Here is a 23,656-nt window from a genome sequence, read left to right as displayed (position 1 = left end):
TGAGGGGCATGTGAAGTAATAGGCCCTTATAGGGTAGCCTAAAAACCGCACGTTTTACGTGCGGATTGTTATTGTTTTTCTATATAAAGAAGGGTTGCGGTGCAAGGATCTTGTGGAAATAGGGTTAAGCCTACTTTTGTTAGCCATTCTCCCGTAAATTCTAATGTTTCTCCATTTAATAATTTCGTTAACCATTGTGGATAGCTCTTCATTAAATGCCCTGCATGTTGTTCACGAATCGTATCAGGTAAATCCAATAATGAAACTCGATATTTTGCTTCTGGTATAAGATTAGGAATACGAATATGTCCAGGTAGTAAGTAGTCAGGTAATTTTAATTGTGCAATAGCAAAGACGGCCGTTGAGGAGTCTTTGGCAATGACACCGCTAATTTGAATGGCAGGATCTGGCATATCTAAACGTACAATATTTCCTGTGTGCAATAATGGGCGGATTTGTTTATATAGAGATATATATTTGGTAAATCCAGCTCTTTCAGTTTCGCCCTCTTTAACGGGATCGAGTTCGACACCCATATGACCAAAGAGTGCAGTGATACCTCTAAATTGAATATTTAATTGGCGATATGTGGAATGACAATGTTTCCCACCAATATGGGCACCAATGACTTCTAATGGGAAGAAATAACTCATATTTCGTTGAATTGTTTGCCGTTCTAACGCATCGTTATTATCAGATGCCCAAAATCTATGTGTACGTTTTAAAATTTCGTAATCGACTCTTCCGCCACCTGAGGCACAAGCTTCAATTTCGACATTCGGATAACGTTGACGAATTTCATCATGTAAGCGATATAATGCTTTTGTTTGACCATCTAATCCAGGTTTACCTTGATGTCCTGGCTGTACGATTCTACGATTCATATCCCATTTGATATAATCAATTTCGTGATTACTTAGTAGCCAATTCATTCGTTCTAATAAGTAGTTAAATACCTGCGGATTTTGTAGATCCAAGGTAAATTGATGACGTTCTGCTGGTTGATCATACCCTTCTAATTGTAATAACCAATCTGGGTGATTTCGATATAGATCGCTATCTTTATTGATCATTTCTAACTCTACCCAAATACCAAATTGCATACCTAATTGTTTAACGCGATTAATAATTGGGGTAAGGCCTTGGGGATATTTGCGTTCATCTAAATACCAATCTCCAAGCCCAGCATAATCATCATTACGCCCTTTGAACCAACCATCATCAATAATAAATCGTTCCACTCCCATCTCAGCTGCTTTTTCTGCCATAGCTAAGATATGTTGCGGATCATGATCGAAATAAACCCCTTCCCAGATATTTAAATGAACAGGGCGAACTTTTTGGGTAGGGAAATCAAGAATATGTTCTCTAATATGGGTATGAAATTGTTGGCTCATTGTGTTGAGTCCAGTTGATGAATATGTGCTATATACCCAAGGTGTTGAAAACGATTGATTTGAGGAAAGGCTGATTTCTCCTGCAAAATAAAGCGCTTCTAGTTGTACAAAACGTCTGCCGTCAATTTTTACATCTGCACGGATTCTGTGATTACCGCTCCAAGCAAGATGAAATCCCCATAGTTTTCCTTGTTGTTCACTGAAGTTTGGTTCACCAATAATAATACCTGGGAAATATTCGTGTGAAGTTCGACCATAACGATTTTCTTGAATAAAAGCACCATGTTTTAAAGATTGACGTTGGGTTTGAAATTCTCTGATCCAACGACCATAAAAAGACATAACATCATTAGCCTGTTCTGGTAGTGGAATGGTTACTGATAAACGATTGAGGTTGAATTCACTTTCGGCTAAGTTATGTAACGTATTACGTGTTTTTAATACCCCATTTTTATCAAGTTCAAATTCACTAATAAATGCTAATTTAGCAATCGGATCTTCGGATGTAATTTTGACATAATTATCTTGTTGTTCGATATGAGTAGTATGAAAAACAGGAGACCAATCCTTACCACTTCTTGAACCTTCAAGGCTAGGGCTATCAAAAAAACCTCGTCCATTTTCAGCTGCAAGTGTGGTAGGAACGTCTATATCTAATCCACTATTAGGCGTGCATCGACCAAGAGATAGAATATCTTTTGGATCAAATGTTGAAAGATGTTCTCCCCAATAGAGAATTTCTGCATAAGGAGATGTACGAAGAATTAGGTCATTAATTGGTGTTTGTAGATGAATATATTGTTGCATAATATTATCCTTATTGAGCTCGAAGATGTTGATGATTGATTTTTTGGAGTCTATATCTTTCGCTAATATCAACACGTCCAGTTAACGTGAAGAATGAAATAATAGTAAAGGTTAGTGCAATACATCCGAGAACGAGGTATGCGGTGTGAAAACTAAAATTATCATATAAGCTACCGACAAAGGTGGACATGAGCATGGTAGCGACTTGTTTTGAAAATTGACAGGCAACGAGATAAATCGTAGCGGAGAAATGTACTTCAAATACAGTAGTGATATATTTAAATAGACCAACAAGATAAAATGGTACTTCAAACATATGTAATGTTTTTAAGATTACAACTTGAACGGGAGTAGTCGCAAAGGAAGAACCTAATATACGAATACTCATAATACTACCGGCAATTAGCAACGCATTTTTAGCTCCAATACGATTAATAATTAAAGGTACAAAGAACATGATGGTGGCATTAAGAATTTCACCTCCAGTCGTAACAAAACCGAAGACTTCAGTGCCAACTGCCTTTGATGAGAAGAATGAAGTAAAGAAATTCGCAAATTGTTGGTCAAAAATATCATAGACACAAACCACCCCAATTACATAAAGTAGTAAGGCCCAGAATTTTGGTAATTTCAACAGAGCAATAGCTTGTTTTAAGTTTACGGGATTAGTATTTGCACCTACTTTAGAAGCAACTTGAGTTACGGCACTATTTTCGACTTTGGCAAAGAATAATAATATCAATAAAATAACTGCACAGCCGGAACCTAACCAAAAGACATAATTAGAATTGATATTAAATAAAATACCAACGAGAGAAGCGCATAAAGCCCATCCTAGCATACCGAACATTCTTGCTCTTCCATATTCAAAATAGCTGCGACGACTGACTCGTTCGACATATGCTTCAGATGCAGCTGAACCACCAGAAAAGACAAAGCCCATATACATTCCGCCAGCAATGGCACCTAAGACAACATTGTTTTGTAATAAGGGACTAAATACATAAATGAAAAACGGGGCAAAAAAGACAAGAAGAATAGCAATTGCCCAAAGTAGATGTTTCTTTACTCCTAACTTATCAGAAACATAGCCAAAAATTGGTTGGAAACAGAGAGCAAATAATGACATAAAAGAGAAAACAATACCTGTTTCTGTTTTGGTCAACCCATTAATTTCACTTAACCAGATAGGTAAAAAAGGATAACAAGTTGCCATAATAAAGAAGTAAAGGAAAAAATAGATTCCGAAGATCCAGAAATTCCGATTTTTTATATAATAACAATCGTTATTTTGTTGTATTGTGGTCATAAATCACCTCATGGAGTTTATTTAATGATTTAAATGTTAACGTTAACTATGAGAAAATAAATAACCATTCTTTTAAAAATGTGATTATCGTCAAAAATGTTAACATTAACATTATTATTTTGTGATAATGATCACATAGATAGTAGTTGCCTTTTACTAGAAAAGTAGCAAAGTAAGTGAAGCGTTTTATTTAAAAAAGAATAATGGATTAAAATGTCATCATTAAAAGAAGTTGCCGAATTTGCTGGTGTATCTCTTATGACGGTTTCTAGGGCAATTAATGAGCCGCATAAGTTAAAAGCAAAAACATTAGAAAGAGTGACTGCTGCAATCGAGGAATTGAATTATGTTCCAGATTTGTCAGCGCAAAAAATTAGAAGTGGGGGAAATAAAAGTACATCTATTGGAGTATTGTCACTAGATACAGCGACGACACCATTTTCGGTAGAAATTTTACTCTCTATAGAAGAAACCGTAAGAAAACATGGTTGGAACTCATTTATCATTAATACTTTTAATCATGATGATATTGATACAGAAGTTAATATTCTATTATCTCATCGACCTTTTGGTATCATTATCTGTACGATGGGGCTAAAACCAATTCAGATACCGAATAAGTTACGGCATAAACCAATTGCATTAGCGAATTGTGTTAGTGCAAGTGAAACATTTCCCGTGGCAAGCTATATTCCTGATGATTATCAAGGTCAATATCAGGCAACAGTAGAATTAATTCAACGAGGTTATAAAAGACCGTTATGTTTTTATTTACCTCAAAAGGCACTAGCAACTCAGTCTCGTCGTGCAGGGTTTATGGCTGCATGGCAACAATATAATATGGATCATGTGCCATTAGAATATTATATGTCAGATAAAGATGAGAATTTTCTCGATATTTTGCCTGTTTTAGAAAAACATATAGATAAAGGAAAATGTGATTTTGATGTATTAGTTTGTGGAAATGATCGTCTTGCTTTTGTTGCTTATCAATATTTATTATCAAAAGGATTGCGTATTCCACAAGACGTTGCTGTGCTTGGTTATGATAATATGATTGGAGTTGGTGATTTATTTGTTCCTGCGTTAACAACTGTTGCACTACCTCATTATGAAATGGGGCGTCAGGCTGCATTACATTTAATTGAAGAACGGCAAGATACAAAACTTCATAAATTAGTTAGTCCAATGATTATGCGGAATTCACTTTAAAAATAGTGACATGCAACATGTAAATAATAAAAAAACGTGCTGTCTTTATGAGTCAGCACGTTTTTTAATCTTATCTATTACTTCTCAATCGCATCCTGAATAGTAATATCAATTTCTAACGAAACAATCTTATGTAAGATTGAGTGTAAGTCATCAATTTTATTACTATCTATTTCATTTAACTTTAAGCCATTAATAAAGGCTGCAAATACGGCTTTATCAAAAAACTCTGGTGCATTGATACCATGTAATACCGATAAACGTTGTGCAATAGATTGGCTCTCTTTTTCTAATTCAGCACGAGATTGTTGCGGATTTGCTTTTAATAGACTAAGTGTAATGTAATAACGTTGTAAGGTTTCTCTTACCCCTGCTGCCAGTAACTGTAAGGAACGACCTCGTTTTTTATTAATGGTTAATAAATTTTCATGACGTTTTAAAATTTGTTGGCGGCAAAGCTCATCAACAATAGTTAATAAATATTGATGTAATTTTTCTTGAGGAATGCTTAAGAAAAGCTCATTGGCCAAGAATGGATAGAATTTTTCTACTGCATCAAGTGCTAAATTTAATTCGATAGCTTCGTGATGTAACACGAGGCTAGCAATAAATGATGGTAAGACAAATAAGTGTTGAATGTTGTTACGATAATAGGTCATTAAAACAGCTGAAGAACGTTCTAAGCGAATGATTTCTCCAAAATTATCTTTTTCAACGATAATGCCAACCCGATCTAAGCCTAAAACGTGATTTAATAAACTTTCGCCAGTTTCATTTGGCAGAATAATATCATCGTCATAGCAAGTATTGCGTAGTAGTTGTAAATAGGTATCGAGTTGTTCAATTAATAACTCTTTGGATAGAGCACGTTGACGAGAAGATAACAAGATTGAGCCAGTTAAATTCATCGCATTTACTGCAGCTGCACGGTTAATATTGACCATGACTTGATTAGAAACACGATCAACGGCTTCATTAAACCATTCAGGGCGATTTTTATCATCATCATGACGCCATTGTGGGTAATGTTGATTAAGATAAGTATTTAATGTGATTGGCTCAGCGAAATTCACATAACCTTTACCAAGGTTACGTAATTTTTTGATGACACGTAATACTAACCCTGCATTTTCTTTCTCTTTTGCAGCACCGCGTAATTCTTTTGCGTAAGTATCTACTTCTAACACATGCTCATAACCAATATAGACAGGAACAATCGTAATAGGGCGAGTTTGTTGTCCGCTTTGTAGAGCTTGTAAGGTCATTGACATCATACCCGTTTTTGGAGCTAATAAACGGCCAGTACGTGAACGTCCACCTTCAATAAAGAACTCTACGGAATAACCACGATGGAATAATTCGGCGAGGTATTCTCTAAAAATTGTAGAGTAAAGACGATTGCCTTTGAATGTTCGGCGAATAAAGAATGCTCCCCAACTACGGAACATACTACCGACTGGCCAGAAGTTTAGATTAATACCTGCTGCAATATGTGGTGGAACTAAGCCTTGATGATAAAGAACATAGGACAGTAAAAGATAATCAATGTGGCTACGATGGCAAGGAACATACACGATTTCGTGCCCTTCTAATGCTAATTTACGGACACGATCAGCATGTTCTACGCTGATACCTTGGTATAATTTGTTCCACAACCAACCTAAGAAACGATCTGCAACTCGTAAACTACTGTAATTAAAATTAGCAGCAATTTCTTCTAAAATTTTTCTTGCTTCTTGTTCTGCTTTCTCTTTAGGAATTTTCTTATTATTCGCTTCATCCTCAATTGCTGCAGCAATATTCGCATTAGTTAATAATTTAGCAAACATTGCAGAACGATTGAGTAATCGAGGGCCTGTGGCGGAAATACGTTGTTTAGAGAAATGGATTCGTGCAACTCGAGAAAGTTTTTGTGCTAATTTCGGATCGCCACTGTATGTGTTGATCATATAACGCAATGAAACGGATTGTGAAAAACGAACAAAGTTATCACGACCAAACCACAAAATAGTGGCAAATTTTTCAACACCATTGAGTAAACGTAATTTAGGTAATCCAGTTTTATCTTCATAACCAGGAGATCTTCCCCACAGCACAGAAACAGGGATTAATTGAACATTTAATTCAGGGAGATCGCGGTGTAGCTCTAAGTATTGAGAAAAAATTTGTTCAGTTTCTTTTTTAACAGTCTTTGATTTAAAAAAACGGCGACCTTCATCCAAGAAAACATAACGTGGTAATTTGATCCCATTAATCTCGTTAGGTTGTAATGGATCAGGCAAACCTAATGTTAAGCAATTCTTTTGGAAAATTAATAAATCAGTTTGTGAAGTATAAGGTAATACATAGATTAATGGTTCTGATGTATTTAATTTAAGTTCTTGGATTGGATCATTGGGAATTGAATTACTTTTTACTAATAAAGAGAGAGGAGCTCTCAACAAATTACGGTAAAAATTTAGCAAAGTTGCCATTTTTTATTCCTTTAGTATCAGTTTTATACGGAAAACGGCGTAAGTTTAGCATAAATTCCACTATTAAAGTGAGTTATCAGATCAATGCAAGGCGAAAGAGCAGAAAATTATCCAGAAATAAACTTTGCAATACTTTATTTGCTGTATATAATGACAGGTAATACTGTATAAAAGAACAGAGAATGATTATGGCAAAATTAACTAAAACTTTAACGGCACGACAACAAGAAGTGTTCGATTTTGTAAAACAACATTTGGAACAAACGGGAATGCCGCCTACTCGAGCGGAAATTGCGAAAGAACTTGGCTTTCGTTCTGCGAATGCTGCGGAAGAACATTTAAAAGCACTGGCGAAAAAAGGGGTGATTGAAATTGTTTCTGGAACATCACGCGGTATTCGTTTAATTGGGGATACGTTGGAAGCAGCAAATGAAGATGAGGAAGGATTACCTCTAATTGGAAAAGTTGCTGCGGGTGAACCAATATTGGCAGCCGCACATATTGAAGCGACCTATCAAGTGGACGTGAATATGTTCAAGCCAAAAGCGGACTTTTTATTAAAAGTACAAGGAATGTCAATGAAAGATATTGGTATTCTTGATGGTGATTTATTGGCAGTCCATAGTACGAAAGATGTCAGAAATGGACAGGTTGTGGTGGCCCGAATTAATGATAATGTCACTGTAAAACGTTTTGAGCGTAAAGGTGATATGTTGTATTTACATCCAGAAAATAGTGAACTCTCACCTATTGTGGTTGATTTAACGCAAGACGAAGTTGAAATTGAAGGAATTGCAGTAGGTATTATTCGTAATAATGCATGGATGTAGTTATCCTTATTAGCAGATTTTTACAATAAGAGGTTTTCTTCTTGATAGGCAAATAGATAAGAAGAAAACCTTGTTTTTTATCAACTAACTGCGAAATACAAAATAAACACATCCCAATAAACAACATCCTGCCCATAAATAGTCCAACTTAAATGGCTGCTTAAAGAACCAAATCAGGAAAGGCACAAAAACGATTAATGTGATGACTTCTTGGGTGATTTTTAATTGTCCGAATGAAAAGCCTTGTGCTGCAAGAAAGCGTGTCGCTGGAATCATAAAACTATACTCTAGTAAAGCAATTAACCAACCGAAAAGAACCGCTTGCCAGATAGGGGCATTATGCAGAAATTTTAAATGGCTATACCATGCTAATGTCATAAAACAGTTAGAGATAACTAATAAAATGAGTGGAAAAAGATATGCGAACATATAACTATGCCTATTTAATGGTGATCAATAAGATAAAAAGCAGGCATAGCTCTCACTATGCCTGCTGCGGTGAATATTTTATTTGAAATTGAAACTTATAGGAAGATACTTGCAATCGAAACAATGATAAATCCGACAACACCCAAAATAGTTTCTAATACTGTCCATGTTTTAAAGGTTGTTTTAGTATCCATTTCAAGGAAACGGCTGATTAACCAGAAACCTGAGTCATTAACGTGTGATAATACAGTTGCACCTGATGCAATAGAGATCACGATAAAACAGAGATCGAATTGAGAAAGTCCAGGTGTTGCTGCAATCGTTGGAGCGATTAGGGCGGCAGTTGTGGTTAAGGCAACGGTTGCAGAACCTTGTGCAACACGCAAACATGTTGCAATCACGAATGCGGCAACAATGACAGGCAAACCTGTGTTAGATAATGTTGCAGCGAGGACATCACCAATGCCACTAGCACGTAATACACCACCAAACATTCCACCAGCACCAGTAACTAATACGATTGAACAGATAGGTCCTAATGCACTATCACAAAGTTTTTCAATTTGTTCTTTAGTGCGTTGACCTTTTAATAAGAGGATAGACACAAGTAATGTAATTAATAATGCAACTGGTGTTTTACCTAACATTCTAAGAATTTCTACCCAAGTTTGTGAACCATCAATCGCTTTAATGGTGCTAAGTGTGTTCAAACCAGTATCTAAGAAGATTAGACAGAGTGGTAATAAAAGAATGAATAACACTTTGCCAAAACTAGGGACTTCAGAGTTTGCAGTTTCGGCGACAACGTTTTTACTCAAAAATGTTGTTGGTAGGGCAATATGAATACGTTTTCCAATGAATTGACCATAGAGATAACCCCCTACATACCAAGTTGGGATTGCGGTAATTAACCCTACAATAACTAATAATCCCATATTTACGCCAAGTAATTCACCAGAAGCAACTGGACCTGGATGTGGAGGGAGGAAAGCGTGCATAACTGCGAATGCCCCTGCTGCTGGGAAAGCATATTTTAAGGTAGAATCACCGAAGCGTTTTGCTACACTGAAGATTATCGGTAACATCACAACTAAACCAGCATCAAAGAAAATAGGGAAACCAAACAGCAAAGAAGCAACCCCTAATGCAAATGGAGCACGTTTTTCGCCGAATTTATCAATTAATGTATCTGCTAGTACTTTTGCACCACCTGTAATTTCAAGTAAGCGTCCAATCATTGCTCCTAACCCAACCAATAGAGCAACGGAAGCCAATGTATTACCAAAACCTGTCAGCATTGTTGGTACAATTTTGGCAAAAGGTGTACCAGTCGCCAAGGCGGTGAGTAAACTCACTAATGTCAAAGCAACAAAAGCATGAACTTTAAATCGCATAATTAAGATTAATAATGCGATAACAGCACAAACTGCAATCAGCAGTAACGAAGTTGCATCATGAGCCATAATAATATTCCTCCGAATGAAGTTTTTATTTTGAATGAGAGTATGTAGAACACATATTAAATTTAGATGTTGCAAATGTTACCGATAACTACAAAAAAGAAAAGATATTGCTCAATCATTTTTCTAATTTTGAGATCTAGATCATATTATTTATTTAAAATTGATTATTTATTATTCTATTTGTTTATTTTTAGCACAATAATTTTATTTCTTGATTAAGATCACAAAATTTTGCATAAAAATTATTAGTGTGTTGAATGTTACCGATAACGTGATAATATGATGCCACTTTTAGCGGTATGAAACATATTTATGAGGTGTATTATGTCAATGGGTAAAAGTTTTATTCTAATGGGCGTATCCAGTACAGGCAAAACGAGTGTAGGTACGGCAATTGTTAAACAATTAGGAATGAAATTAATTGATGGCGATGATTTGCATCCGCGTGCCAATATTATCAAAATGCGAGATGGGCAACCTTTAAATGATGAAGATCGTGCGCCGTGGTTAGAACGTATTCGTGATGCGGCATTTAGCTTAGAACAAAAGTCTGAAAAAGGCATTATTATTTGCTCGGCATTAAAGAAGAAATATCGTGATCAAATTCGAGAAGGTAATAAAGATGTCAAATTTATTTATCTGAAAGGCGATTTTGACTTGGTACTTTCTCGAATGCAAAAACGCCAAGGGCATTATATGAAAGTCGATATGTTAAAAAGTCAGTTTGCGACATTAGAAGAGCCTCAATCTGATGAAAAGGATGTGATTCATATTGATATTGATGCACCATTCGAAACAGTTGTTGAGCGTTGTGTAGCAGCAATCAAACCATTTTTGGAGTAAGTGGTTATGAATCCTGTTATTACTCAAGTTACACAACGTATTCTTCAACGTAGTCAGGAAACTCGCCAACGTTATTTACAGCGTATTGAACAACAATTACAACGTGGCAAAAGTCGAGCACATTTAAGTTGTGGTAATTTGGCTCATACCGTGGCGACTTGTTGTCCAGCACAGAAACAGACTATCTTAGATTTTACTACGATTAATGTTGGTATTATTTCCGCTTATAACGATATGTTGAGTGCACATGCACCTTATCTAGATTATCCAACCCAAATTAAACAAACACTGGCGAAATTAGGACATTCTGCACAAGTCGCTGCAGGTGTACCAGCAATGTGTGATGGTATTACACAAGGGCAAGAAGGAATGGATCTTTCGCTATTTTCTCGAGATTTGATCGCTCAAGCGACTGCTGTTGGATTAAGTCATAATACGTTTGATGCGGCTTTACTCTTAGGGATTTGTGACAAAATTGCACCAGGCCAATTAATGGGTGCGTTATCTTTTGGACATTTACCGACAGCATTTGTACCAACAGGGCCAATGACAACAGGTATTTCAAACAAAGAGAAAGTTTCTATTCGTCAACAATACGCAGCGGGGAAATTAGGTAAAGATGCGTTACAAGCAATGGAAAATGCGGCTTACCATAGCAATGGTACCTGTACTTTTTACGGTACGGCGAATACCAACCAATTAGTGTTTGAAGCAATGGGTTTGATGTTGCCAGGTTCAGCTTTCGTCCCTGTTAATAGTCCATTACGTCCATTATTGACAGATTTAATTAGTCAACAAATGATAAAAATTAGCCGTAATGGCAGTGATTTCCGTCCATTGGCAAAAGTGGTTGATGAAAAAAGTTTAGTTAATGGCTTAGTTGCATTACTCGCTTCTGGAGGCAGTACTAACCATACTATGCATATGGTCGCAGTTGCACGTGCTGCGGGATTTATTATTAATTGGGATGATTTTGCAGAACTTTCGACTGCGGTGCCATTATTGGCAAAAGTGTATCCAAATGGATCAGCAGATGTAAACGAATTTCATCAAGCTGGTGGCGTACCATTGTTATTAAAACGTTTAGCAGAGCGAGATTTACTCCATCTCGATGCAACACCGATTTACGGCACGATGCAAGATTATTTTATGATGCCAACCTTGGTGGATGGAAAATTGATTTATCAACAAATTACGGATACGGCAAATCCTGACGTGATTGTGCCACAAGGAAAAGTGTTTAGTGCACAAGGTGGTTTGAAAGTTGTTGATGGAAATTTAGGGCGAGGAGTCATCAAAATTAGTGCAGTAGCACCAGAGCATCGAAAAATTACTGCTCCAGCAATCGTTTTTGAAGAGCAAGAAGATGTTGTGGCTGCATATAAGCAAGGTGAGTTACAACAAAATGCTGTGATTGTGGTACGCAATAGTGGACCTGCTGCACGAGGAATGCCAGAGTTACACCAATTAATGCCAATTTTAGGTAATTTAATGGAGCAAGGTTTTCAAGTGGCATTAGTAACAGATGGGCGTTTATCTGGCGCATCAGGGAAAGTTCCGTCAATTATCCATATTTCTCCTGAATCAAGTAAAGGTGGGCCACTAGCTTATTTGCAAACAGGTGATATGGTGGAAATTGATGCGGAACAAGGTATATTACGTTGTTTGAATGAGTTACAAGGTCGTAAGGCAGTAACCGTTGATCTTTCTGCTGATTACCAATGTTCAGGACGAGAGTTATTCACGTTATTTAGAAAAAATATTTCTTCGGCAGAAGAGGGCGCAACAATTTTATATTAGGAGAGAAAATGTCGGGGTACACCCCGACATTTTATAATTAAATACTCTCACCAATATGAATATGATAGCCTAAGTCAATAATACTACTTTGTTGTGGGATACCATTAATTCTATTTAATAATTCTTCTGCAGCACGTTGACCAATCGCAAGGCGAGGCGTAATGACACTAGCAAGTTGTGGTGTCATTGATTGCCCAACATCATGCCCATGGAAGCCTGCAATACCAATCTGTTCTGGTACATTAATCCCTAAACGTTGGCATTCAAATAATGCCCCGACTGCTAAGTCATCATTAGTACAAATAATTCCATCCATTTCTGGATATTTAGCTAACGCCTGATGGAGTAATTCTGCACCAAGTGAGAACGAAGAGGGTAATTCTGTGATCATACTGAGTGGTGTTAAACCATGCTTTTGCATTGCTAGTTCATAACCGTGCATTTTTAATTGGGTACGTTTATCCATACGGGCAGTGAAATAGACAATTTGTTGATGTCCACGCTGAATCATCGTTTCTGTCATTGCCTGTGAGGCCACCGTATTATCAAAACCAATGACTTGCTGAATGCCTAACTGACTACTATCCATAATTTCGATTACGGGAATATTGGCCATTTTAATCATTTTTAAGGTTCTTTCAGAATGGTGATTTTCTGACAAAATTAAGCCATCAACATTGTAAGATAGGAGTGATTCAACACGTTGTTCTTCTTTTTCTAGACTATACCCATAGTGGGCTAGCATCGTTTGATAACCAGCTTGATCAGTGACTTCTTCAATGCCTTTAATGACATCGGCAAAAACTTGGTTAGTCAGTGAGGGAACTAAAACGCCGATAGCTCTGCTTTTCGCATTAGATAACATACTGGGTGCACGATTTGGAATATAACCAAAACGCTCAATCGCTTCAGCAATTTTATTACGGGTATCAGGAGCAACAGATTCAGGATTGCGTAAATAACGGCTAATCGTCATTTTCGTTAAGCCGAGATGATCTGCAATAGTTTGCAGTGTTGGACGTTTATGTGGTGTACTCATAATGACAACAACAAAATAAAAAACTCCCTCTATTTTAGGCGAAATAGAGGGAGGATTAAATCAGAATTTAACGAGTACTAGTACTGGTGGTTGTACGATTTGCCCGTTTACGTTCAACTTCTGTTAAGAATTTCTTACGAATACGAATAGAGGCTGGGGTTACCTCAACTAATTCATCATCGTCGATAAATTCTAAGGCTTGTTCTAGGGTGAAACGTACAGGTGGAACTAAGACAACAGCTTCATCTTTACCAGCAGCACGCATATTGGTTAATTTTTTACCTTGTAAGCAGTTTACAGTTAAGTCGTTTGAACGACTGTGAATACCAATCACTTGTCCTTCATAAACTTCCGCACCGTGGTCAATCATTAATTTACCACGATCTTGTAAACCGAAGAGTGCGTAAGCCAATGCTTTACCAGTAGCATTAGAAATTAACACACCGTTTTGACGTTGTCCGATTTCACCTGGTCTGACATCATCATAATGACTAAAACTTGAGTAGAGTAAACCTGTACCAGAAGTCATCGTCATAAATTCATTACGGAAACCAATTAAGCCACGGCTAGGAATAATATATTCTAAGCGAGTACGTCCTTTACCATCTGGCACCATATCACGCACTTCACCTTTACGAATACCTAATGCTTCCATTACCGCACCTTGATGTTGTTCTTCAATATCAATGGTAACTTGTTCAAAAGGCTCTTGTTTGCGACCGTCAATTTGGCGGAAGATAACTTTTGGACGGGATACTGCTAATTCATAACCTTCACGACGCATATTTTCGATTAATACTGAAAGATGCAATTCACCACGACCAGAAACACGGAATGCGTCTGGATCTTCAGTTTCTTCAACACGCAAGGCCACGTTATGGACTAATTCTTTATTTAAACGTTCAAGAATTTGACGAGAAGTAACATATTTACCTTCACGACCACAGAATGGCGAGGTATTAACACAGAAGAACATCGTTACAGTTGGTTCATCAACCGTTAATGCTGGTAAGGCTTCAACGTTATTTACATCACAGATAGTATCGGAGATATTTAATTCGCCTAAACCAGTTAATGCAATAATATCACCTGCATTGGCAATATCTTCTTCATAACGTTGTAAGCCAAGATGCCCTAACACTTGACCAACTCGTGCATTACGAGTTTTTCCTTCACTATCAATGATAACAACTGCCTGATTTGGCTTAACTGAACCACGTTTAATCCGTCCGATACCAATTACGCCAACATAGCTGTTGTAATCTAGTTGCGAAATTTGCATTTGGAAAGGTTTATCTAGCTCAACTTGTGGCGGTTCAACGTGTTTAACAATTGCTTCAAATAGTGGTGTCATATCTGCTGCTAGATCTTCATGTTCTAAACCAGCGACACCATTTAATGCAGAAGCATAAATAATTGGGAAATCGAGTTGTTCGTCAGTTGCACCTAAATTGACAAAAAGATCGAAAACTTGATCTACAACCCAATCAGGTCGAGCACCTGGACGGTCAACTTTATTAATTACTACAATCGGTTTTAAACCGTGAGCAAAGGCTTTTTGGGTAACAAAGCGAGTTTGTGGCATTGGACCATCAAATGCATCAACAAGTAATAATACACTGTCAACCATTGATAAAACACGTTCAACTTCACCACCGAAATCGGCGTGCCCTGGAGTATCTACGATATTGATACGATAACCATTCCAATTAATAGCCGTATTTTTTGCAAGAATAGTGATACCACGTTCTTTTTCTAACGCATTGGAATCCATAACACGTTCATCAGTATCACCTGAACGAGAGGCTTCTAAGGTACCAGATTGTTGTAATAGTTTATCAACGAGGGTGGTTTTACCATGGTCAACGTGCGCAATGATCGCAATATTACGCAATTTACTAATATCTAAATCGTTTTTCATTTGAAAATTATCTTCGTTTATTTGGGTTGTAGTATTTTGAAAAAGTTTGGGTTTCGCTATACTGAACACTGCTTGTTGCCTTATAGAAAGCCCAACGTTTAAAGCATAGCGGGTGAAAAGGTGGCAAATTATACAGCGTTTTAAAAAGCTCTGCTATTAAATAATGTAACGATTACATTTTTGTTTTTAGATATTTTTTTGAAAAAAACAAAAAAATCTATTTTATTTTTAATAAAAATAGGATATTGTTTATCTGAATTCAAAAAAACAACCTTATCTTTATAAATTAACTACTCCAAAAATAAGAGGATTGATTATGGCAAACACACAAGCAATTGATAAAGTTTTTGAACTTATCGAAGAACACGGCATTCGTTTTGTTGATCTTCGTTTTACTGATATTAGAGGGAAAGAACAACACGTTTCTGTGCCAGTGAGTGCGGTGGATGAAGATTTCTTTGAAGACGGTAAAATGTTTGATGGTTCTTCAATCGCTGGTTGGAAAACAATTAATAAATCAGACATGGTTTTAATGCCAATTCCTGAAAGTGCATTGGTCGATCCATTCTTCAGCGTACCAACATTATCGATTCGTTGTAATGTTTATGAACCAACTACAATGCAAGGTTATGATCGTGACCCACGTTCAATTGCAATTCGTGCAGAAGAATATTTAAAAGCATCTGGTATTGCGGATAGTGTATTAGTTGGCCCAGAACCAGAGTTCTTCTTGTTTGATGATGTACGTTTCAAAACTGGTATGTCAGGTTCGTTCTATCAAATTGATGATATTGAAGCGAGCTGGAATACAGATAAAGAATATGAAGGCGGTAACAAAGGTCACCGTCCAGCAACAAAAGGTGGTTACTTCCCAGTTCCTCCAGTCGATTCATCACAAGATTTACGTTCTGAAATGTGCTTAGTAATGGAAGATATGGGACTTGTGATTGAAGCGCACCACCACGAAGTGGCAACAGCAGGTCAAAACGAAATTGCTTGTCGTTTCAATACATTAACCTTGAAAGCCGATGAAACTCAAATTTATAAATATGTGGTACATAACGTAGCATTTGAACATGGTAAAACAGCATGTTTTATGCCAAAACCATTGTTCGGTGATAACGGTTCAGGAATGCACTGCCATATCTCTTTAGGTAAAGATGGTGTGAACTTATTCTCTGGTGATAAATATGCGGGATTATCTGAATTATCACTTTATTTCATCGGTGGGGTAATTAAACATGCTAAAGCATTAAATGCGTTTACTAACCCAACAACTAACTCTTATAAACGTTTAGTTCCTGGATATGAAGCACCAGTGTTATTAGCTTACTCAGCAAGTAACCGTTCTGCATCAATTCGTATCCCAACGGTATCTAGCCCGAAAGCTCGCCGTATTGAAGTACGTTTCCCAGATCCAGGTGCGAACCCATATTTAGCGTTCTCTGCATTATTAATGGCTGGTTTAGATGGTATTATCAATAAGATTCATCCAGGCGATGCAATGGATAAAAACCTTTATGACTTACCACCTGAAGAATTAAAAGAAATTCCAACTGTGGCAGGTTCATTAGATGAAGCGCTTGCGGCATTAGCAGCAGATCACGAATTCTTAACTCGTGGCGGTGTATTCAGCAATGACTTTATCGAAGCATACATTGAATTGAAAAATAAAGAAGTTGATCGTGTACGCTTATTACCACACCCAGCAGAGTTTGAATTGTATTATTCACTCTAATGTAGTTTGGTAAACTGATAGAAATAATCAACCCCATAGGCATAAATCTTATGGGGTTTTCTTTTTTATAAACATCTTGTTTACAAACTTGATAAAAGCGTTATTTTGTTGAAGAATAACAAAGCGATCAATGTAAAAGGAGAACCAACTAATGATGAGACTTTATACTTATGAACATTGTCCATATTGCGTTCGTGCAAGAATGATTTTTGGTTTAAAAAATCTTCCCGTAGATGTGATTGTGTTAGCAAATCATCATGATGAAACCCCAATTAAATTGGTTGGAAAAAAGGTGGTGCCAATCCTAGCGGATAGTGAAGGAATGGTAATGCCTGAAAGTCTAGATATTGTGCGTTATGTGGATAAAAAATTTGGTGAACCTTGTTTAAAAGAATTGGTGCGTGAAGAAGTCGATCAATGGTTAAAAAAAGTGACGAGTTATCATAATCACTTAGTGTTGCCACGCTTTATTCAAATTGGTTTGAAAGAGTTTGAAATGCCTGAATCAGTAGAGTATTTCGTGATGAAAAAAAGTAAAGTTATTGGTAATTTTGCGGAAAATTTGGCTCAAACGCCAGAGTACTTAGCCCGTATAAATCAAGATCTAATTGAGTTAAATGATCTTATTGTTAGCCCAAAAGCGAGTTCAGGTGAATTAGCTATCGAGGATATTGTGTTATTTCCAATTTTACGTAATCTCACGATTGTGAAAGGAATTGAATTTCCAAATAAAGTGGCTGCATATGTACAAAAAATGTCATTAATGACAGGTGTAGAACTTTATACAGATAGAGCTGTTTAAAAAGTTTTAGTAAATAGTAAAAATTTCCAAAGAAAACCTATTGCATTTTTTATCTTAATCCAGTAGTGTAACTAACGGTTTTTACATTAAGGATAAACAAAATGAATTTTAATCGAATTGCTCATCATCACCATCATCAACCTGATTAATCTTTCAGGCGATGGTGCATTGGAAGATTAAGCGATCTTCCGAGCGTTCGACAGCAAACATAATCCTCTCGGAAGACAATTTCGAGAGGATTTTTTATTCATAAAATATAGGAAAAAATTATGCGCATTACACAACTTTCACGAAAAAATATTCAAGCCCTCACCCCTTATCAATCAGCTCGCCGTTTAGGTGGTAAGGGAGATGTATGGTTAAATGCGAATGAATACCCTGTCGCACCTAACTTTTCTTTAACACTTAACAATTTTAATCGTTATCCAGAAGCTCAGCCACAAGCGGTAATTCAAGGTTATGCAAATTACGCAGGATTATCGCCAGAAAATGTCTTAGTTAGTCGTGGAGGTGATGAAAGTATTGAGTTAATTATTCGTGCATTTTGTGAGCCGAATCAAGATGCTATTTTATATTGCCCACCAACGTATGGTATGTATTCTGTGAGTGCAGAAACTTGTGGTATTGCTTGTAAAACAGTACCACTTACAGAAGATTTTCAACTCAATTTAACTGAAATTGAAAAAGCACTGGATGGCGTAAAAGTCGTATTTGTTTGTAGTCCAAATAATCCAACAGGTAATTTAGTTAATCGTGAAGATTTAATTGCATTACTAGAAATGACAAAAAATCGTGCAATAGTCGTGATTGATGAAGCCTATATTGAATTTTGTCCAACAGCAACGATGGTGACAGAATTAAAAAATTATCCTCATTTAGCAATTATCCGTACTTTATCTAAAGCCTTTGCTTTAGCAGGATTACGTTGTGGTTTTACTTTAGCTAATGCAGAGCTTATTGCGGTTTTACAAAAAGTTATTGCACCTTATCCATTGCCAACACCTGTTGCAGATATTGCTGCTCAAGCCTTAACGGTAGAAGGATTGGCAGTAATGAAACAACGTGTAGAAGAAGTAAAAGCAAATCGAGAATGGTTGGTGAATGAATTGACTGCTTCCGCATTGGTTGAAAAGGTATATCCAAGTGAAGCGAATTATTTGTTATTTAAAGCAAACAATGGACAGAAACTGTTTCAATTTTTATGGGATAACGGCATTATTTTACGTAACCAAAATAGCCAATTAAATTTAGAGAACTGTATTCGTATCACTGTGGGGACAGTGGAAGAAAATCAACGTACAATGCAAGCAATTAACCAATTTGCGTAACAAGGAAATTAATATGCAACCACAAAACATTCTTTTTATTGATCGTGATGGAACATTAATTGATGAACCAAAAACGGATTTTCAAATTGACAGCTTAAAAAAATTGAAATTGGAACCGTATGTTATTCCTGCATTACTAAAACTCCAACAAGCTGGTTATCGATTAGTGATGGTGAGTAACCAAGATGGTTTAGGAACAGAGTCTTTCCCGCAAGAGGATTTTGATAAACCACATAATGCGATGATGCAAATCTTTAATTCTCAAGGGATTTATTTTGATGATGTATTGATTTGTCCTCATAAACCAGAAGATAACTGCGAGTGTCGTAAGCCAAAATTAGGTTTACTGAAAAAATACATCAAAAAGAAACTCTTTGATAAACAACATAGTTATGTGATTGGTGATCGTCCAACTGATTTACAATTAGCAGAAAATTTAGGCATTACGGGCTTACAGTATGATCCTGTTAAAATGAATTGGGAAGTCATTACTGAAAAGTTATTAGGAACAGCAGTAACCAATATTGGAAGTCGTACTCCTCGTGTGGCAGAAGTTGAACGCAAAACAAAAGAAACGGATATTAAAGTTCAAGTGTGGTTAGATGAAACGGGAGTAAATAAAATCAATACAGGCATTGGTTTCTTTGATCATATGTTGGATCAAATTGCGACACATGGCGGTTTTCGGATGAATGTTAGTGTGAAAGGGGATTTACATATCGATGACCATCATACGGTTGAAGATACTGCATTGGCATTAGGTGAAGCCTTGAGAAAAGCATTAGCAGACAAACGAGGCATTGCACGTTTCGGTTTTGTGTTACCGATGGATGAATGTAAAGCGGAGTGTGCGTTGGATCTTTCAGGTCGCCCATACTTAAAATTTAAAGCGAAATTTGGACGTGATAAAGTCGGAGATTTTAGTACCGAAATGGTTGAGCACTTTTTTATGTCTTTAAGTTATGCGTTAGCTTGTACGTTACATATTAGTGTGAAAGGTTCTAATACACATCACCAAGTTGAGGCAATGTTTAAATGTTTTGGTCGAACATTAAGACAAGCGATTCGTATTGAAAGTAATGAATTACCAAGTAGTAAAGGGGTTTTATAGAAATTTATAGGTAAAATCAAAGTGGCACTCACAAGTATCATCGTTGCAGATATTAAACAAATTATCGCTCAATCGCGTGAAAATGCAGTGCGAGCGGTAGATTTCCAACGTGTACTAATGTATTGGCATATTGGTAAGCGAATTTTTGAAGAAGAGCAACAAGGACAAGAACGTGCGGATTATGGGGCTTATTTGATAAAGTCTCTTGCTCAACAGTTACAACCTGAATTTGGAAGTGGTTTTTCACCACGTCAATTAGAACGTTATCGTCAGTTTTATCGCATATTTCCAATTGCGTCTGCACTGCGGACGCAATTAAATTGGACGCAATATAAGCTGCTTATTTCTATAGATGACGAAGATAAAAGAGAGTTTTACATTGCTGAAAGTGTCAAAAATAATTGGAGTTCTCGTCAGTTAGAGCGACAAATTCATAGTCAGTTATATGAACGCTTATTGCTGAGTAATGATAAGCAAAGTGTGTTAGCAGTAGCAAATCAAAGTATGTTACCCACTGATCCCCAGCAGATTATTAAGGATCCAATGATACTTGAGTTTTTAGGTTTGCAACGAGAAAGTGCTTATTATGAGAAAGATCTTGAACAAGCAATCATTACTCACTTGCAAGAGTTTTTATTAGAATTAGGTAATGGCTTTTCTTTTGTAGCTAGACAAAAACGACTGCATCTTGATGGTGATGATTTTTTCGTTGATTTAGTGTTTTATAATCGATTGCTACAATGTTTTGTATTGATTGAAATGAAAACACATAAACTTACTCATCAAGATCTTGGACAGTTACAAATGTATGTGAATTATTTCGATCGTGTAGAAAAGCTACCACATGAAAATCCTACAATTGGGATTTTACTATGTGCTGATAAAAACGATAGTGTAGTGAGATTTTCTCTGCCAGAAAATCAAACACAGATTTTTGCGAGCCAATATCAACTTTATTTACCAACAGAAAAGATGTTACTTCGTGAGATTCAAAAAGAAATCGAAAGTTTTGAACAGAAAAAAATAGGAAATAGTGAATAAAATGCAAAAAATCATCATTATCGACACAGGTTGTGCCAACCTATCATCGGTGAAGTTTGCGATAGAGCGGTTAGGTTATCAAGCTGAAATTAGTCGTGATCTTGGAAAGCTAGAGCAAGCCGATAAATTACTTCTTCCTGGGGTAGGAACAGCGAATGCTGCTATGGAGAATCTACAACAACGTAATTTAATTACAACAATTAAACAGCTCAAACAACCTGTCTTGGGAATTTGTCTAGGGATGCAGTTGATGACAAAATTTTCTCAAGAGGGCAACTTAGCAACATTAAATTTGATTGATGGGCAAACAGAAAAGCTACCTGATACAGGTTTACCTTTACCTCATATGGGATGGAATCAAGTTAAATTTATTGAGAACCAACCGCTATTTGATGGGATTCCAAATGGTAGTTATTTCTACTTTGTACATAGCTTTGCAGTGTTACCTAATCAACATACTATTGCGACCTGTGAGTATGGTGTACCATTTTCTGCTGCATTAAATAATGGCAATTTTTATGGTGTTCAATTCCATCCAGAACGTTCTGGTAAAGTGGGAGCACAATTATTACGCAATTTTATTGAGAACATATAAAGGGTAAACAATGGCAGATTCGATCATCATTCCAGCATTGGACTTAATTAATGGGCAAGTAGTGCGTTTACATCAAGGCGACTATGCGAAACAAACAACTTATAGCGATAATCCAATAGAACAATTTTCTGATTATGTTGCACAAGGCGCTAAACAACTTCATTTGGTTGATTTAACGGGGGCAAAAGATCCAACAGCTCGTCAAACAGAGTTAATTGGTAAAATTATTGCTGCAACTTCTTGCCCTGTACAGGTAGGTGGTGGAATTCGTACAGAAAAAGATGTAGCGGATTTACTAGCAGTTGGTGCAAATCGTGTAGTAATTGGTTCTACGGCAATTAAACAGCCAGAGATGGTGAAAGCGTGGTTTAAAAAATATGGTGCAGAAAAATTTGTTTTAGCCTTAGATATTAATATTGTTAATGGACAAAAATTAATTGCTATTCACGGTTGGCAAGAAACCAGTACTTTAACATTAGAGCAAGTGATTGAAGATTTTGCTCAAGTAGGACTACAACACGTTTTATGTACAGATATTTCAAAAGATGGCACATTAGCTGGTTCCAATGTCGCTTTATATCGTGAAATTTGTGCGAAATATGTAACTATTCAATTTCAATCATCAGGTGGTATTGGTTCATTAGCAGATATTGAGGCCTTGAAAGGCACTGGCGTTGCAGGTGTGATTGTCGGACGTGCATTATTAGAAGGTAAATTTACGGTACAGGAGGCAATCAAATGTTGGCAAAACGGATAATTCCTTGTTTGGATGTGCGTGATGGACAAGTTGTGAAAGGCGTACAATTCCGTAATCACGAGATTATTGGGGATATTGTGCCATTAGCGAAACGTTATGCCGAAGAAGGTGCCGATGAGTTAGTATTTTATGATATTACTGCGTCTTCCGATGGCAGAACAGTGGATAAAAGTTGGGTAGAACGTGTGGCACAGGTGATTGATATTCCTTTCTGTGTTGCTGGTGGGATCAAAACCATTGCCGATGCTGAGCAGATTTTTGCGTTTGGTGCAGATAAAATTTCGATAAATTCACCTGCACTGGCTAACCCTGATCTGATTAATCAACTGGCGGATCGCTTTGGTGTGCAAGCGATTGTCGTTGGGATTGATAGTTGGTTTGAACAGGAAACAGGTAAGTACTGGGTAAATCAATATACGGGGGATGAAAAACGTACTCGCCAAACTAATTGGCAGTTATTAGATTGGGTACAAGAAGTACAACGACGTGGTGCTGGTGAGATTGTATTAAATATGATGAATCAGGATGGCGTACGCAAAGGTTATGATTTAGTACAATTAAAAATGGTGCGTGCAGTGTGTAATGTACCGTTGATTGCTTCAGGTGGTGCTGGTGAAATGGTGCATTTCCGTGATGCCTTTATCGAAGCAGATGTGGATGGTGCTTTGGCGGCGAGTGTGTTCCATAAACAGATTATTAATATTGGTGAATTAAAACAGTATTTACTTAATGAAAAGATTGCAATTAGAAGTTAGGAAAG

The 23,656-nt window shown here is 36.7% G+C and carries 19 protein-coding genes and 1 other annotated feature; of the genes, 12 read left to right on the top strand and 7 right to left on the bottom strand.

Annotation, left to right across the window (positions count from 1 at the left end):
• Positions 1 to 68: 68 nt before the first annotated feature.
• Positions 69 to 2,204, bottom strand: coding sequence for an alpha-galactosidase (locus tag ACFFHT_RS02645; RefSeq protein WP_382373212.1), 2,136 nt, complete (start codon positions 2,202 to 2,204; stop codon positions 69 to 71).
• Positions 2,205 to 2,214: 10 nt separating this feature from the next.
• The gene (locus tag ACFFHT_RS02640) at positions 2,215 to 3,513 is read right to left on the bottom strand and encodes an MFS transporter (RefSeq protein ID WP_382373210.1); all 1,299 of its coding nucleotides are present in this window, start codon (positions 3,511 to 3,513) and stop codon (positions 2,215 to 2,217) included.
• Between the two features lie 213 nt (positions 3,514 to 3,726).
• On the opposite strand from ACFFHT_RS02640, the gene ACFFHT_RS02635 reads away from it, so the two are divergent.
• A complete protein-coding gene (locus ACFFHT_RS02635; protein ID WP_382373208.1) occupies positions 3,727 to 4,725 on the top strand; it encodes a LacI family DNA-binding transcriptional regulator in 999 nt (332 codons plus the stop codon).
• A 77-nt stretch (positions 4,726 to 4,802) separates the two neighbouring features.
• Here ACFFHT_RS02635 and plsB read toward each other — a convergent pair whose 3' ends face one another.
• Positions 4,803 to 7,199, bottom strand: a complete 2,397-nt coding sequence (plsB, locus tag ACFFHT_RS02630) for a glycerol-3-phosphate 1-O-acyltransferase PlsB (RefSeq protein WP_382373206.1) — start codon at positions 7,197 to 7,199, stop codon at positions 4,803 to 4,805.
• Positions 7,200 to 7,387: 188 nt separating this feature from the next.
• Between plsB and lexA the strand changes: the two genes are divergently transcribed.
• Positions 7,388 to 8,029 carry a transcriptional repressor LexA gene (gene lexA / locus ACFFHT_RS02625; RefSeq protein WP_382373204.1) on the top strand — a complete coding sequence of 214 codons (642 nt, stop codon included), beginning with the start codon at positions 7,388 to 7,390 and terminating at the stop codon, positions 8,027 to 8,029.
• 84 nt (positions 8,030 to 8,113) lie between these two features.
• Here the strand turns inward: lexA and ACFFHT_RS02620 are convergent, their stop codons facing one another.
• A complete protein-coding gene (locus ACFFHT_RS02620) occupies positions 8,114 to 8,458 on the bottom strand; it encodes a DMT family protein (RefSeq protein WP_382373202.1) in 345 nt (114 codons plus the stop codon).
• 95 nt (positions 8,459 to 8,553) lie between these two features.
• Positions 8,554 to 9,921, bottom strand: coding sequence for a GntP family permease (locus ACFFHT_RS02615; RefSeq protein ID WP_382373200.1), 1,368 nt, complete (start codon positions 9,919 to 9,921; stop codon positions 8,554 to 8,556).
• 324 nt (positions 9,922 to 10,245) lie between these two features.
• Between ACFFHT_RS02615 and ACFFHT_RS02610 the strand changes: the two genes are divergently transcribed.
• Together ACFFHT_RS02610 and edd are read left to right on the top strand one after the other, a co-directional pair.
• Positions 10,246 to 10,764 carry a gluconokinase gene (locus ACFFHT_RS02610; protein WP_382373198.1) on the top strand — a complete coding sequence of 173 codons (519 nt, stop codon included), beginning with the start codon at positions 10,246 to 10,248 and terminating at the stop codon, positions 10,762 to 10,764.
• Between the two features lie 6 nt (positions 10,765 to 10,770).
• Complete coding sequence (edd, locus tag ACFFHT_RS02605; RefSeq protein ID WP_382373196.1) at positions 10,771 to 12,564, top strand: phosphogluconate dehydratase; 1,794 nt, start codon at positions 10,771 to 10,773, stop codon at positions 12,562 to 12,564.
• A gap of 37 nt (positions 12,565 to 12,601) precedes the next feature.
• Here edd and gntR read toward each other — a convergent pair whose 3' ends face one another.
• Together gntR and typA are read right to left on the bottom strand one after the other, a co-directional pair.
• The gene (gntR, locus tag ACFFHT_RS02600; protein WP_382373194.1) at positions 12,602 to 13,603 is read right to left on the bottom strand and encodes a gluconate operon transcriptional repressor GntR; all 1,002 of its coding nucleotides are present in this window, start codon (positions 13,601 to 13,603) and stop codon (positions 12,602 to 12,604) included.
• A 67-nt stretch (positions 13,604 to 13,670) separates the two neighbouring features.
• Positions 13,671 to 15,524 (bottom strand): translational GTPase TypA, encoded by a 1,854-nt coding sequence (gene typA / locus ACFFHT_RS02595; protein ID WP_382373192.1) that lies wholly within the window; start codon positions 15,522 to 15,524, stop codon positions 13,671 to 13,673.
• A 316-nt stretch (positions 15,525 to 15,840) separates the two neighbouring features.
• Here typA and glnA point away from each other — a divergent pair, with 316 nt between their 5' ends.
• The 8 genes from glnA to hisF all read left to right on the top strand — a co-directional run bounded on the left by glnA (position 15,841) and on the right by hisF (position 23,651).
• Complete coding sequence (glnA, locus tag ACFFHT_RS02590) at positions 15,841 to 17,262, top strand: glutamate--ammonia ligase (protein WP_382373190.1); 1,422 nt, start codon at positions 15,841 to 15,843, stop codon at positions 17,260 to 17,262.
• A 154-nt stretch (positions 17,263 to 17,416) separates the two neighbouring features.
• Positions 17,417 to 18,064: a glutaredoxin 2 gene (gene grxB, locus ACFFHT_RS02585; RefSeq protein WP_382373222.1), complete on the top strand. Its 648-nt coding sequence runs from the start codon at positions 17,417 to 17,419 to the stop codon at positions 18,062 to 18,064.
• Positions 18,065 to 18,188: 124 nt separating this feature from the next.
• Positions 18,189 to 18,311, top strand: a sequence feature (His leader region).
• A gap of 22 nt (positions 18,312 to 18,333) precedes the next feature.
• Positions 18,334 to 19,392, top strand: a complete 1,059-nt coding sequence (gene hisC / locus ACFFHT_RS02580) for a histidinol-phosphate transaminase (RefSeq protein WP_382373188.1) — start codon at positions 18,334 to 18,336, stop codon at positions 19,390 to 19,392.
• A 13-nt stretch (positions 19,393 to 19,405) separates the two neighbouring features.
• On the top strand, positions 19,406 to 20,503 hold the full coding sequence (gene hisB / locus ACFFHT_RS02575) for a bifunctional histidinol-phosphatase/imidazoleglycerol-phosphate dehydratase HisB (RefSeq protein ID WP_382373186.1): 1,098 nt from the start codon (positions 19,406 to 19,408) through the stop codon (positions 20,501 to 20,503).
• Positions 20,504 to 20,524: 21 nt separating this feature from the next.
• Positions 20,525 to 21,544, top strand: a complete 1,020-nt coding sequence (locus tag ACFFHT_RS02570) for a PDDEXK nuclease domain-containing protein (RefSeq protein ID WP_382373184.1) — start codon at positions 20,525 to 20,527, stop codon at positions 21,542 to 21,544.
• 1 nt (position 21,545) lies between these two features.
• A complete protein-coding gene (gene hisH / locus ACFFHT_RS02565) occupies positions 21,546 to 22,139 on the top strand; it encodes an imidazole glycerol phosphate synthase subunit HisH (protein WP_382373220.1) in 594 nt (197 codons plus the stop codon).
• A gap of 10 nt (positions 22,140 to 22,149) precedes the next feature.
• Positions 22,150 to 22,896 (top strand): 1-(5-phosphoribosyl)-5-[(5-phosphoribosylamino)methylideneamino]imidazole-4-carboxamide isomerase, encoded by a 747-nt coding sequence (gene hisA, locus ACFFHT_RS02560; RefSeq protein ID WP_382373182.1) that lies wholly within the window; start codon positions 22,150 to 22,152, stop codon positions 22,894 to 22,896.
• Positions 22,878 to 23,651 carry an imidazole glycerol phosphate synthase subunit HisF gene (hisF, locus tag ACFFHT_RS02555; RefSeq protein WP_382373180.1) on the top strand — a complete coding sequence of 258 codons (774 nt, stop codon included), beginning with the start codon at positions 22,878 to 22,880 and terminating at the stop codon, positions 23,649 to 23,651. The genes hisA and hisF overlap by 19 nt, the downstream gene beginning before the upstream one ends.
• Positions 23,652 to 23,656: the final 5 nt, after the last annotated feature.

Source organism: Gallibacterium melopsittaci (genome assembly GCF_042433085.1).
GTDB classification, from domain to species: Bacteria; Pseudomonadota; Gammaproteobacteria; order Enterobacterales; family Pasteurellaceae; genus Gallibacterium; species Gallibacterium melopsittaci.
This window is presented reverse-complemented; position numbering and strand designations above follow the sequence as displayed.